Annotated in this window: 13 protein-coding genes; 8 read left to right on the forward strand and 5 right to left on the reverse strand. The window is 59.7% G+C overall.

From position 1 onward, the window contains the following. From AB5Y64_RS01580 to AB5Y64_RS01590, 3 genes are all read left to right on the forward strand, one after another. A partial coding sequence (locus AB5Y64_RS01580; RefSeq protein WP_368203122.1) for a type I secretion C-terminal target domain-containing protein occupies window positions 1-1919 on the forward strand: 1919 nt, incomplete at its 5' end. Window positions 1920-2006: 87 nt separating this feature from the next. Further along, window positions 2007-2564, forward strand: coding sequence for a hypothetical protein (locus AB5Y64_RS01585; RefSeq protein ID WP_042879892.1), 558 nt, complete (start codon window positions 2007-2009; stop codon window positions 2562-2564). A 54-nt stretch (window positions 2565-2618) separates the two neighbouring features. Beyond that, window positions 2619-3320, forward strand: a complete 702-nt coding sequence (locus tag AB5Y64_RS01590) for an SIMPL domain-containing protein (RefSeq protein ID WP_010675156.1) — start codon at window positions 2619-2621, stop codon at window positions 3318-3320. Between the two features lie 160 nt (window positions 3321-3480). Here AB5Y64_RS01590 and AB5Y64_RS01595 read toward each other — a convergent pair whose 3' ends face one another. Beyond that, window positions 3481-4857: an amino acid permease gene (locus AB5Y64_RS01595; RefSeq protein ID WP_368203124.1), complete on the reverse strand. Its 1377-nt coding sequence runs from the start codon at window positions 4855-4857 to the stop codon at window positions 3481-3483. 356 nt (window positions 4858-5213) lie between these two features. Here AB5Y64_RS01595 and AB5Y64_RS01600 point away from each other — a divergent pair, with 356 nt between their 5' ends. Beyond that, a complete protein-coding gene (locus AB5Y64_RS01600) occupies window positions 5214-5489 on the forward strand; it encodes a hypothetical protein (protein ID WP_081000923.1) in 276 nt (91 codons plus the stop codon). A gap of 129 nt (window positions 5490-5618) precedes the next feature. On the opposite strand, the gene AB5Y64_RS01605 is transcribed toward AB5Y64_RS01600, so the two are convergent. Next, window positions 5619-6431, reverse strand: coding sequence for a pyruvate, water dikinase regulatory protein (locus AB5Y64_RS01605; protein ID WP_010675153.1), 813 nt, complete (start codon window positions 6429-6431; stop codon window positions 5619-5621). Between the two features lie 307 nt (window positions 6432-6738). Between AB5Y64_RS01605 and ppsA the strand changes: the two genes are divergently transcribed. Both ppsA and modF read left to right on the forward strand, forming a co-directional pair. Next, a complete protein-coding gene (gene ppsA, locus AB5Y64_RS01610; RefSeq protein WP_039041363.1) occupies window positions 6739-9111 on the forward strand; it encodes a phosphoenolpyruvate synthase in 2373 nt (790 codons plus the stop codon). 118 nt (window positions 9112-9229) lie between these two features. Then, window positions 9230-10684, forward strand: coding sequence for a molybdate ABC transporter ATP-binding protein ModF (gene modF, locus AB5Y64_RS01615; RefSeq protein WP_161469627.1), 1455 nt, complete (start codon window positions 9230-9232; stop codon window positions 10682-10684). An 18-nt stretch (window positions 10685-10702) separates the two neighbouring features. Here the strand turns inward: modF and AB5Y64_RS01620 are convergent, their stop codons facing one another. Both AB5Y64_RS01620 and AB5Y64_RS01625 read right to left on the reverse strand, forming a co-directional pair. After that, entirely contained in the window at window positions 10703-10882 is a 180-nt protein-coding gene (locus AB5Y64_RS01620) for a hypothetical protein (protein ID WP_223918067.1), read from the reverse strand. 17 nt (window positions 10883-10899) lie between these two features. Next, window positions 10900-11439, reverse strand: coding sequence for a hydrolase (locus tag AB5Y64_RS01625; protein WP_161469629.1), 540 nt, complete (start codon window positions 11437-11439; stop codon window positions 10900-10902). A gap of 220 nt (window positions 11440-11659) precedes the next feature. On the opposite strand from AB5Y64_RS01625, the gene AB5Y64_RS01630 reads away from it, so the two are divergent. Beyond that, entirely contained in the window at window positions 11660-11857 is a 198-nt protein-coding gene (locus tag AB5Y64_RS01630) for a hypothetical protein (protein WP_010675148.1), read from the forward strand. A 14-nt stretch (window positions 11858-11871) separates the two neighbouring features. On the opposite strand, the gene AB5Y64_RS01635 is transcribed toward AB5Y64_RS01630, so the two are convergent. After that, window positions 11872-12324, reverse strand: a complete 453-nt coding sequence (locus tag AB5Y64_RS01635) for a VOC family protein (protein WP_069651436.1) — start codon at window positions 12322-12324, stop codon at window positions 11872-11874. Window positions 12325-12664: 340 nt separating this feature from the next. On the opposite strand from AB5Y64_RS01635, the gene AB5Y64_RS01640 reads away from it, so the two are divergent. After that, entirely contained in the window at window positions 12665-13486 is an 822-nt protein-coding gene (locus tag AB5Y64_RS01640; protein ID WP_010675145.1) for a MetQ/NlpA family ABC transporter substrate-binding protein, read from the forward strand. Window positions 13487-13623: the final 137 nt, after the last annotated feature.

Raw genomic sequence — 13623 nt, forward strand, 5'->3', positions numbered from 1 at the left:
TGTTCAGGTTGAACCGGAATGAGCGTTCACATTGGTCCGGAAATGGTGTTCACGTTGAATCGGAATTGGTGTTCATGATCGGCCGGAATATGCACTCGACCAACTACGATGATGCACTGAACGAGGCAATCAAAGCCTTTGGCGATACAGGTAAACTCGCTAATGCGCAAAATGTCTCTTACTTCATGTCGGATGGTCTGCCAAATGCCAACTCGTTGAGCGGTCCCCCCGCCACAGTTCCTGATGGCAACAACTCGCTTGGCGGTGGAAACGGGATCGATGGTGACGGCACGACACTGAGCGGTGAAACCAAGGACTGGGCCGATTTCCTGACGGCGAACAACATCAATTCGTACGCGCTCGGGATGGGATCGGGAGCGACCCAGTCTGCACTGGATCCCATTGCCTACAACGGGGTCAGTGGTGCCAGCCCGGCAAATACCACCGCAGTGGTGGTGACTGACTTCAGCCAACTGACCGCGACCCTTTTGAGCACCGTGGTAGCCCCGCCCTTGGCAGGACAACTTATAAACGGTGTAGCGGCGAGTGCTGGGGCCGACGGTGGCTGGCTCAATGCCATTACCGTGGGTGGGGTGACTTATACCTACAACCAGAAGACGGACTCCGCTGGCGTCTCGGTAGGGACATCAGCCGGGACCTTCAATACAGCGACCAATGAATGGACCATTATACTTGCAGGCGGCATCCTCAAGGTGGATATGGACAACGGCGCCTACACCTATACTCCGCCGACATCCATTCCGGTCGGGGGGATAAACCAGGTCGTGGGTTACAGTGTGATAGACAATGATGGGGATACTGCGTCCAGCACCTTGTCCATCGTTATCAACCCGGCGGTCGGTCCTACCGTGGTTCGTGATGACTTTATCATCACCAACCAGGACCCTGCGACCATTCCGGATTGGGCTCTGCTTGCCAATGACACCGGGCCTCTGGCTGCGACCCAGATGATCACGGGCGTCTCGGGAGCCGTTGGAGGGACCGTCACAGACAATGCAGGCTCGGTAACATTTGATGATACCTCCGGCAATGCGACTCCCAACTCTTACGAGGGTTCGTTCAACTACACCAATAGCACGACCACAGATACGGCCAAGGTGTATGTGGATGTGCAGAGCGGTTTGACACTTACCGGGAGCTATCTCGACGAGATCCTTATTGGGGGATCTGGAAACGATACGCTCAACGGCAATGCCGGGAACGACATCCTGCTTGGAGGACTCGGTAACGACACCTTGAATGGTGGTGAGGGCAATGATCTCCTGATCGGTGGCGCTGGCAACGATACCCTGAACGGCGGCAACGGCAATGATACGGCCAGTTACTTCGACAGCGCTGCTGGGGTCACGGTCACAGTCAATGGTGCCAGTCAGAATACCGGAGGGGCAGGGACAGACAGCCTGAGCAACATGGAAAATCTGGTAGGGTCCATGTTCAACGACAGCCTGACCGGCGATGGTAATGCCAACGTCTTGAGCGGACTGGCAGGTAACGACATCTTGAGTGGTGGTGGTGGCGACGACCTGCTGATTGGGGGTACCGGCAGTGATACCCTGACTGGTGGGGCTGGCAAGGATACCTTCAAATGGATGGCAGGTGATGCAGGAGGCACGGATACCATCAAAGACTTCACCACGGGGGCCAATGGAGATGTTCTGGACCTGAGTGAACTGCTCAGTGGTGAGCATGCCGATGCGAGCACACTGGATCACTATCTTACCTTTGCTCCTGGTCCGGGCAGTGGCAAGTCGACACTGACCATTGATCTGGATGGAGCGGGAAGTGGCACCACGACTCATATCATCCTCTTTGACAACGTGGATCTGACGGCTGGCAAATCCAATCTGCAGATCATTCAGGATCTGCTGGATCAGGGCAACCTCAAGGTCGATCCGTAAGCAGGGTATGGGGGCCGGGTGTGCCCGGCCCCTGTTATTTGATGGAGTGGGCAGATAAGATAGCTGCAGTATCAGGAGAGGGTCACCATGCAGTCATTCAACTGGGTCGACATCGACGGCATTCGCTATAGCTGGAACGGGCAGGACAATATCGTCTGCACCGGCCGCTTTGGCTATCAGGCCACGATGACGGGTGACACGCTCAACGGTCTGGAGCTGGAGAGCGAAGATGGTGAGGTGGCGGGGTTGCTGAATGTGGACTTTGCCGCTTCTCGTATCAGCTTCACGCCAGCAGAGGATGCGCCCCTGCCCCACATGATGGTGCTGGTCGGCCATGAGTGGGGGCAGCAGGAGTATTCGTTGCAAAGTCTGAGCGATACCTCCTTGCAGGGGCTGCTCAGCCACGGTGAGGAGCTTGACTGGGGGGCGCTGGCCGTTGTGACGACGTCCGAGCCGAATCTGCCATCACAAGGTCATGTTCTGTCGTGGGATTCGTTCCACTTTGAGGATGAATCGCTGTTTGGCAGCCCGGCGCCTGCTCCCGTGATGACAAGCCATGGCAATTCAGGAGGAGGGGAGATCAGCATCAATATCGACATGACCAATCAGGTGCTGGACCAGATCCCGCCGACACACGATATATGAATCCCAATCGACGACATGCATAATGACCTCCATCTAAATGATGGAGGTTTTTTTATGTGGCGTCCCCTTCTTACCCTGTCCGCGCTGGTTGTCAGTGCTCCGTTGCTTGCCATCGAGGTTCCTCAGGCCCCCCATCTGGTCGTCAGTGGCTATGCGGAGCAGAAGGCTGAACCAGACATGCTGACGCTCAATGTCGCCGTCACGGCACTGGAGAAGCAGGGCATCAAGGCCAAACAGCAGGTAGATACCAAGGTAGCAGCCTTCTTTGGCCAGCTGGAGAGCCTGGGCATCAAGCGCAGCGACGTGGAGGCGGGCAATCTGGTGATCTCCCCCGAGTACCAGTACCCCCAGAACAAGCAGCCTGAAATGGTGGGTTACCGTGCCCAGCGCCAACTGGCCGTCAAACTCTATCAACTCGACAAACTCAGCCAGTTGATGGATACCGCCCTCAAGGCGGGTCTGGAGTCCGTGACCCAGATAGAGTACGGCCTGAAGTCACCACAGGTCATCAAGGAGCAGGCCCGGCTTGGTGCTGTCGCTGATGCCACGAGCAAGGCGGAATCCCTGGCCAAGGCTTTCGGCATGAAGCTTGGCAAGGTGTATAGCGTCGAATACCGCAACAGTTCCCCCATGCCGGTCTATACCCGTGCCATGAAGGCCGCGGCAGCCCCTGCCGCCGACATGATGGAAAACAGCTATCAACAGCAGCAGATCAGCATCACTGACAATGTAGAAGCCGTCTTCCTGCTGGAATAACACAGCCCCTTTGTCCATCACTCAAACCCGAGGCAACCCCTCGGGTTTGTCATTGCAGGGGCTGGCAGGACAAGTGAGCCGCGAATTGGGTCAGGTGAAACGGGAATGGAATAAAAAATGCCGGTCAGTGACCGGCATTTTTGCTGGAGAGGGATGATGCCTAGCCCAGGTTGGTCGCCAGCTTGCGTTGGCTCTTCTGTTTGAGCAGATAGCCGATACCGAGTACCAGGACCCAGGCCGGGATCAGCTCGACCGAGATGCGGGTGCCGTCGTTCATGTACATGATCACCAGGATGGCGGCCATGAAGGCGAGGCAGAGGTAGTTGCCAAACGGGCTCCACAACGCCTTGAACTTGGGTTCAACCCCCTCGGCCGCCTTGACCTTGCGGAACTTGAGGTGGGCGAGGCTGATCATGGCCCAGTTGATGACCAGGGCGGAGACCACCAGAGACATCAAGAGGCCGAAAGCCTTGCCCGGGATCAGGTAGTTGATCAGCACGCACAGCAAGGTGGCCGCCGCCGAGATGGTGATGGCGGTCAGGGGAACACCGCTCTTGTTGGTCTTGAGCAGCGCCTTGGGACCGTTGCCCTGCTTGGCCAGGCCAAACAGCATGCGGCTGTTGCAGTAGACGCAGCTGTTGTACACCGACAGCGCGGCGGTCAGCACCACCAGGTTAAGTACGTTGGCTACCAGGTTGCTGTCGAGCGCATGGAAGATCATCACGAACGGGCTGCCGCCTTCCACTACCTTGCCCCAGGGATAGAGGGAGAGCAGTACGGTGAGGGCACCGATGTAGAAGATGAGGATGCGGTAGATCACCTGATTGGTGGCCTTTGGGATGCTCTTCTCGGGATTGTCCGCTTCCGCTGCCGTGATGCCGACCAGCTCCAGACCGCCGAAGGAGAACATGATGAAGGCCATTGCCATCACCAGCCCGCCGACGCCGTTGGGGAAGAAGCCACCCTGGGCCCAGAGGTTGCTGACCGTGGCCTCGGGGCCGCCGCTGCCGGAGAACAGCATCCAGCCGCCGAATCCGATCATGCCGAGAATGGCGACCACCTTGATGATGGCGAACCAGAACTCCATCTCGCCGAACGCCTTGACGTTGGAGAGGTTGATGGCGTTGATCAGCACGAAGAAGAAAGCCGCCGACATCCAGGTCGGGATCTCGGGCCACCAGTACTGGACATAGATACCGACTGCCGTCAGCTCGGCCATGCTCACCAGCACATAGAGCACCCAGTAGTTCCAGCCGGAGGCGAAGCCGGCGAAGTCACCCCAGTACTTGTAGGCAAAATGGCTGAATGAGCCGGCAACCGGCTCTTCCACCACCATCTCGCCCAGCTGGCGCATGATGAGGAAGGCGATGAAGCCGCCGATGGCATAGCCCAGCAGCACCGCAGGGCCCGCCATCTTGATGGTGTCGGCAATGCCGAGGAACAGGCCTGTACCGATGGCACCGCCCAGTGCGATAAGCTGGATATGACGGTTTTTCAGACCGCGCTTGAGCTCGTCGCCGTGTTGTTGAAGATCCATGCTTCCTTCCTTACGTCGCTGAAATCACTCGGCTCGCGTCCCGTCAGCCACAGCACTTCCTCTGCCTGGCGCGGCATCTTGTGCCGAAAACGTGACGAAATCCGTATTTATATCGTTACGGTTTGCCGCTGGCTGTTTTTTGTAGCGGCTACCAACCCGAGCAGAATAGTGATAATCGACCATTCATGCACCTGTTTTCCTCATCATCGGCTGCTATTTTGTGCGACATGCAGGTTTTTCATGATCTGGAAAGGGGGTTTGAGAGTGGTTGCTGGTTTTGTGTTCTGATGGATTTCCATCTATTGACTCAGTCCGGTTTTCATGGCCTTGTTGCCCTTTGATAAAAAGGGACTCATATGATGGAGCGTATTGTGGGTGGCCTGGTGATGGTCGTGCTCTGGCTCGGGATCTGGCTATCCCCCATGTTGCTGACGATGGCGATGAGCAGCCTTGTTGTCTGGGGCTGGTTGGGAGCGGATTACCTGGTGAACCACATCGCCATGGTGCTAATCCTTGCTGCCGGGATGGGGCTGGTGCCAGCTTGCTGGCTGAGCGAGCGAGTCCGCAAGGGCAGGGGACTCATTAATTTTCACGGCATGTTGATGAACAACAAGGAACTCAACAAGCCCTGAGCCTGCTTGCCCCGCGAGTGATGGGATGCCAGCGATGATGCTGGCATTATTTTTTCATCCTGTTCTTCTGTTTCGTTATCTTGCCACTCCTCTGTCTCATGGTGCGTTGTGCTGTCGCAGCCTTGCAGGTTAGCAGAGCTGGCGGCGAAGGCCGGTCGCTTCCAGGATCTTGGCGCTGATTTCCTCGACCGAGTGGGAGCTGGTATCGAGGAAGCGGATCGCCTCCTGGCGGAACAGCCTCTCGACGCTGGCCAGCTCCTGTTTGCATTGATCAAGCGAGGAGTAGCGGCTGTTGGCGCGGCGCTGGTTGCGGATCTCGTGCAGCCGCTGCGGCATGATGGTGAGGCCGAACAATTTGTGGCGATTGGCCTTGAGGGCGGCGGGCAGCTCCAGCGATCCCATGTCCTGCTCGATAAAGGGATAGTTGGCGGCGCGAATGCCAAATTGCAGTGCCAGATAGAGGCTGGTCGGTGTCTTGCCGCAACGGGAGACCCCGATGAGGATGATGTCTGCCTCGTCATACTCCCTGGTGGTGATGCCATCGTCGTTGGCCAGCGCAAAGTTGACCGCTTCGATGCGATCGTCGTACAGCTTGCGGTTTTCCATGCCATGGGTGCGGTGCAACCTGGGTTCGGCCTTGATACCGAGCTCCTGTTCGAGAGGGCTCACGAAGGTGTTGAGAAAATCGTGGCTGCTGGCCTGGGCCTTGAGCACCTCTTCACGCACCATGGGGTCGACGATGGTGTGAAACAGGATGGGGCGCACCCCGGTCTGGCGAAACTGCTCATCAATGCGTGCCCGTACCTGGCGCGCTTTCTCCTGGGTCTCGACAAAGGGGATGGTGACCTGTTCGAAGGCCAGGGGAAACTGGCTCAACACGGCGTGGCCGAAGACTTCGGCGGTGATGGCGGTGCCGTCGGATACATAGAATACGGTGTGCACTGCGGACTCCTGTGGTGCGCTCCAGGGGGCGGCGAGAAATAAGTATCTCTCGAAACCATATCGTTTTTGTCAACAGATCTGCCATGCCCAAGTTGTGAACTCGCTTGCAAACCTGAGTCGTTACCTTTTTGTGTCGCTATTGTAGAATGCCTGTGTCAAACGACCATCCCCAACTCTTGCTCGGGGATTTTTTTGACAATAAATAGAAAACGTTTTCATGGTCGTTGGCAACAGACACTAACAAAAACACACGACTTGGCACAGCAGGTGAATTGTCACCCTGGCCCCCCAACCTGGAGACATGCAAATGCAACAGTACGTACTCTGGTACGAACAGCTCGGTATGCAGGACGTTGAACGCGTCGGCGGCAAGAATGCATCCCTTGGCGAGATGATCAGCAACCTCTCGGGGGTCGGCGTGTCCGTGCCGGGCGGGTTTGCGACCACGGCCTTTGCGTTTAACGAGTTTCTGGAGTTAAGCGGCCTCAACGGCAAGATCCATGACCTGCTCGACAGTCTGGATGTGGATGACATCGCCGCCCTCAACCGGGCCGGTCAGCAGATCCGCGACTGGGTGGTGGAAGCGCCCTTCCAGCCCGCTCTGGAGCAGGCGGTGCGCGAGGCCTATGACAAGCTGAGCGCGGGGCTCGAGGCATCCTTTGCCGTGCGCTCCTCCGCCACTGCGGAAGACATGCCGGATGCGTCGTTTGCCGGTCAGCAGGAGACCTTCCTCAACGTGCGCGGTATCGATGCCGTCATGACTGCCATCAAGCATGTGTTTGCCTCTCTGTTCAACGATCGCGCCATCTCCTACCGGGTCCATCAGGGCTATGACCACAAGGGGGTCGCTCTCTCCGCCGGGGTGCAGCGCATGGTGCGCTCGGATCTCGCTGCCTCAGGCGTCATGTTCACCCTGGATACCGAATCCGGCTTCAACGACGTGGTCTTCATCACCGGCGCCCAGGGTTTGGGCGAGATGGTGGTGCAGGGGGCCGTCAACCCGGACGAGTTCTATGTGCACAAGCCGACCCTCAAGGCCGGGCGCCCTGCCGTGGTGCGCAAGACGCTGGGCTCCAAGCTCATCAAGATGACCTACTCCGGGGATGCCGGTCATGGCCGTCAGGTGAAGGTGGTCGACACCACCGATGCCGAGCGCAACCGCTTCTGCATCACGGACGAGGAAGTGATGGCCCTGGCAAAGCAGGCTCTCATCATCGAGCAGCACTACGGCCGCCCGATGGACATCGAGTGGGCCAAGGATGGTCAGGATGGCAAGCTCTACATCGTTCAGGCCCGTCCGGAAACCGTGCGTAGCCGCCAGGAAGCCAATACCCTCGAGCGCTTTGCCCTCAAGCAAACCGGCAAGGTGCTGATCGAGGGGCGTGCCATCGGCCACAAGATTGGCGCGGGTCCGGCCCGTGTCATCTCCTCCATCAGCCAGATGGATGAAGTGCAGCCCGGCGATGTGCTGGTCACCGACATGACCGACCCGGACTGGGAGCCCATCATGAAGCGCGCTTCCGCCATCGTCACCAACCGGGGTGGACGCACCTGTCACGCCGCCATCATCGCCCGGGAGCTCGGCATTCCGGCAGTGGTGGGTTGCGGCAACGCCACCGACCACATCCAGGATGGTCAGCTCATCACCGTCTCCTGTGCGGAAGGGGATACCGGCTTCATTTATGACGGCGAGCTCGACTTTGACGTGGCGGTGACCGAGGTGGGCAACATGCCGCGCCTGCCCATCAAGATCATGATGAACGTCGGCAATCCGGACCGCGCCTTCGATTTTGCCCAGTTGCCGAATGCCGGCGTGGGCCTGGCCCGCCTCGAGTTCATCATCAACCGCATGATCGGGGTGCACCCCAAGGCGCTGCTGGAGTTCGATCAGCAGACCCCGGAACTCCAGGCCACCATCACCAGGATGATCGCGGGCTACGAGAGCCCCAGGGAGTTCTACGTAGCCAAGCTGACGGAAGGGATCGCTACCCTGGCGGCCGCCTTCTGGCCTGAGCGGGTCATCGTGCGGATGTCGGACTTCAAGTCCAATGAGTACGCCAACCTGGTGGGGGGCCGTGGTTACGAACCCCATGAAGAGAACCCCATGATCGGTTTCCGTGGCGCGTCGCGCTACATCGCCGACAGCTTCCGCCCCTGCTTCGCCCTCGAGTGCGAGGCGATGAAACGGGTGCGGGATGTCATGGGGCTGACCAACGTCGAGGTGATGATTCCCTTCGTGCGTACCCTGGGTGAGGCGGAGCAGGTGGTGGAGATACTGGCTGAGAACGGCTTGCGCCGTGGCGAGCGCGGCCTGAAAGTCATCATGATGTGCGAGCTGCCTTCCAATGCGCTGCTGGCGGACAAATTCCTCGAGCACTTCGACGGCTTCTCCATCGGCTCCAATGACATGACCCAGTTAACCCTTGGGCTGGATCGGGACTCCGGGCTCATCGCCCACCTGTTCGACGAGCGAAACGAGGCGGTCAAGGCACTGCTGGCCATGGCCATCGCCGCCGCCCGCAAGGCGGGCAAGTACGTGGGGATCTGCGGCCAGGGGCCGTCCGATCACCCGGACTTCGCCGCCTGGCTGGTCGAGCAGGGGATCGATTCCGTGTCGCTCAACCCCGATACCGTGGTCGACACCTGGCTCTATCTGGCCGAGCAGCACAAGGCCGGCTAAACCCGTCCCCGCTTTTTGATGACACGGCGCCGCAATGGCGCCGTTTTTGTCTGCGCCCCCCTTTTTCTGTTACAAGGGGAATGCGCAAGGCGCTCCGCACCCATCACAGGACGATCCCATGACCTCATTGCAGTGGCAATCCGCCACCCTGGCCCTGCGTGGCCACCACACCCTGGTTATTCCCGAACTCTGTCTCACCCCGCAGGCCTGCTGGGCCTTCGTCGGCAGCAACGGCAGCGGCAAGACGGCGCTGGCGTCGGCCCTGTGCGGCGAGCTGGTCGTGCGTGCCGGAGCGGTATCGGGTCGAGTCCGGGCCGAGCGACTCTCGTTCGAGTCGCAGCAACAGCTGGGGGAGCTGGACTGGCAGCGGCGCAATACCGACATGCTGGGGGAAGAGGAGGAGGCGGGGTATCGGGTATCGACCCTGATGCTGGAGGCAGGGGGTGAGGAGCATGAGGCCCGCGCGCTGCTGGCCCGTTTTGGCATTGAATCCCTGTGGGAGCGCCCCTATCGCTACCTCTCGAGCGGGGAGGGGCGCAAGCTGCTGCTGGCCCGGGCCCTGCTGGGGCGACCCGAACTGCTGGTGTTGGACGAACCCTTCGATGGTCTGGATCAGGGGGCCAGGGCTTCTTTGATGATGTTGCTGGCCGACCTGGTGTCAGAGGGGCTGCGCCTGGTGGTGATCGTCAACCGTTTTGACGAGATCCCCCCCTTTGCCACTCACCTCGGCCTGCTCGGCGAGTGTCGTCTGCTGCTGGCGGGGGAGCGCGAGGAGGTGCTCGGCAGCCAGGAGGTTGCCCAGCTGGCACGCGCCGAAACGGTATCCCCCCGTTTGCCGCCACCGCTGACGACCCCCGAGCCCCTGCCTCCCGGCCCTCGGGTCGTCATGAAAGCCATGCGTATCGCTTACGGGGATCAGGTGATCATCGATGGGCTCGACTGGACCATTGACGAGGGGGAGCACTGGCAACTGGTGGGACCGAATGGCGCTGGCAAGTCGACCCTGCTCTCCCTCATCACCGGAGATCACCCGCAAGGTTACAGCAATGAGCTCCATCTGTTCGGACGGCGGCGGGGCAGCGGCGAGAGCATCTGGGAGATCAAGCGCCACATCGGGCTCGTGAGCCCGGCGCTGCATCTGGACTATCGTGTCAGCTGCCCGGTGCAGACAGTGATCCTCTCCGGTTTCTACGACTCCATCGGGCTTTATACCCGGCCGGGGGATCGTCAGCTGGCGCTGGCCAACCAGTGGCTGGCCCTGCTGGGGCTGGCCGATCAGGGGGCGCAGCCTTTCCACTCTCTCTCTTTCGGTCAGCAGCGACTGGTGCTGATCGCCCGTGCCCTGGTCAAGCATCCGCCGCTGCTCATCCTGGACGAACCCCTGCAGGGACTGGATCCCCTCAACCGTCACCTGGTGCGGGAGATGGTAGCGCGCCTCGTGGGCGAGGGAACCCAGCTGTTGTTCGTTTCCCATCATGCCGATGATGCGCCCCCCGGTCTGACCCACAGGCTGAGCTTCGTGCCAAGGGAGGGGGAAGGATACGACTATCTGCAGGAGCGTCTGGGGAGCTGAGCCGTCCGGGCGGCATGGTCAGAGAGGGGCCGGTTCGGCGAGGAGCGGCGGCATCCCTAGCAGCGTCCACCACAGCCCGAAGAAGAGCATGATCCCCAGCCAGAGCCAGGCCAGATAGTGACGGGTGGCGGCCATCCCCGTCACCGTCACCATGAGTGCCGCCCCGAAGGCGATGAGGGCGAACAGAAAGGGCGCCATATTGTCTATCATGGCGGTCATTTCACCAGGGAGAGGATCTGGCGAAATGCCGGATGGCGGCAGTCCCCCATCAGCTCATAGAGGCACATCTCCACCGAGGTGAGGGCGGCGCCCCGGGCCGCCAGCTGAGCGATGGCGAGATCCCGGTTGGCAAGGGTGCGAGACGACACCGCATCCACCACCAGCGAGACCCGGGCGCCGCTGGCCAGAAGTCCCAGCACGCTCTGGTAGACGCAGATATGGGTCTCGATGCCACATACCAGCCAATGCTCTACCCCACTCTCGGCCAACGCGGTCGCCACAGTGGGCTCCCCCAGGGGGCCGAAGCTGTATTTGGGCAGCACAAGATCGCCTGCCTGCAGCGATTGCAATTCGGGCACGGTGGCACCGAGCTTGTCCGGGTTCTGCTCCAGCCAGACAACCGGCAGCCCCAGCACCCTGGCCCCTTGCACCAGCCTGGCGGTATTGGCAATCAGGGCGTCGCTCTCTTCGACCAGGCGGGCCAGCTTGCCCTGGATATCGACCACCAGCAGGCCTGGGTGATGGTGTTTGTGCATTTTTTGTCTCCTTTCTCCGTTGCGGATGAGATACAGCGCCATCCTGGGAGCCATTCTCGCGTACATCTTGATACAAATTGTGAGCTGACCGACGGCGTGGGGGACACTAGGATGCGCGTCATGGAGCCCGTTTTCTCAGTTGTGGTGTGCATGACAAGGGGCGACGCATCAACCCGCTACTGCGTAGTTGGACGATTTTCCATTAACGATGAGAAGTACCATGAAGAAGATAATCCTGTTCGTCTCCCTGGCTGGCCTTTTGGCCGGTTGCGCCAGCCCGGCACAACGCATGGCGGAATGCCAGGCGCAAGGGATCAGCAAGGACGCCTGCTACCAGGCCGAGCAAAACCGCCAGGCGTCCATCATGAACGCCGCCGAGAAGCAGGCCTTGGAGAACGCCAGCAAGGCGGTCAAATAATCTAACCCGACTCATTACGTGTACTTCTCAGGCCCTGGATTCACCGAATGCAGGGCCTTTTGCTGGGTGGCACAGTGCTGCGATGTGTTTGCGGCGTGTGAGGACTCAATGTAGGTCATCGCCTCGATGTTGCTGCCATCGGGATCGCCCAGGAAGGCGGCGTAGTAATTGGGGGCATAGTGGGGACGTAGTCCCGGCAACCCATTGCAGGCAAAGCCTGCCTTGATCCCCGCGTGATGGAACGCATCCACCTGGGTCGCGTCGTCGGCCCTGAATGCGAGATGGCAGGAGGCGCCCTGCTGCCCCCGCTCAATCAGGAAGCCCACGTGATCGCGGCCCATCAGGCCAAAACCGGCTGCCGCCTCATCAGACCATTTGAGTTCTATCAAAAGAGGAGCCAGCACGGTGGCGTAGAAGTGCTGACAGGAGTCAAAACGCACCACCTTGATTTCAACATGATCGAACACGGTGACTCCTTGTGTTGCCTGGGTGTAGAACAGCCCATCAGGCCCTCATGGGAACCGTTGAAATGGGTATCGAATGACCACAATAAGCCAGTTTGACGCCAGGCAGGGAGAGGGCAAGGCGCATAACTGCGTGCTCCGTCAAAGATTTTTCATCCAGTTGCGGGATGCGCTTTGCTTCGTGCTGGCCAAGCTTGCCCGGTTTTGTTGCTTGGCGAAGGCTACGAGCTCTGTTATGGTGTGCTCAGTTAGCCGTTTGGATGGCTAGATGGTTGTGCGTTGACTGCATGTTCGCGCCCCCGACCGCTCACCGTTTTGATGATCATGTTGACAGGGAGTTTTTATGCAACGTCGTTCCTTCTTCACCCTTTCCGCCCTGGCGCTGCTCGCCAGCAGCCTGCCGCTGTCCGCCTTTGCCATCGATGAGGCGAAGAAAGAGATCGTCATCGGCACCACGGTTGGCGACTTTGCCGACATGGTCACCGACGCCATCAAGCCGCAGCTCGAAGCCAAGGGCTACAAGGTCAAACTGGTGGAGTTCACCGATTACGTGACCCCCAATATCGCCCTGGCGGACGGGTCGCTTGACGTCAACTGCTTCCAGCACAAGCCCTATCTGGAGAGCTTCGCCAAAGACCGGGGTCTCTCTCTGGCGCCCATCACCCAGGTACCGACCGGTCCCATGGGGCTCTACGCCGGCAAGCTGGGGGATCTGAAGGCGGTGAAAGAGGGAAGCACGGTCGCCATCCCGAACGATCCCACCAACCAGGCGCGGGCACTGCTGATGTTGCAGGATCTAGGCTGGCTGAGCCTCAAGGAGGGGATCAATCCCCTCAAGGCGAGCGAGTTCGACGTGGTGAAGAACCCCCACAACCTCAAGCTGGTGCTGCTGGAAGCGGCGCAGCTGCCGCGCTCCCGTGAGGATGTGGACTTCTCCGTCATCAACGGCAACTTTGCCGCCTCAAGCGGGATCCCGTTCAGCTCCGGCCTCTTCCTCGAGCGCAGCTATGACTTCATCAACTGGGTGGTGGTCAAGAGCGCTGATGCGGGCAAGCCGTTCGCCAAGGATGTGGCGGCCGCCTACAACTCCCCCGAATTCAAGGCTTATGCCGCCAAGCGCTTCGTCGGCTACAAGTATCCCGAGGGCTGGCAGCAGAAGGGGTGAGTGGCGTACAAGCGATAAAAACGGGCACCCAGGTGCCCGTTTTTTATGGTTCATCGCGGCTTTCCGGGGAAGGCCGCCTTGATTTTCAGAAAAAAGTATTCTGAGTCCCTAAATCCATATGCCATACGCTTTATCAC

The sequence above is a fragment of the Aeromonas sp. R5-1 genome (assembly GCF_040908265.1).
Taxonomy (GTDB): domain Bacteria; phylum Pseudomonadota; class Gammaproteobacteria; order Enterobacterales; family Aeromonadaceae; genus Aeromonas; species Aeromonas caviae.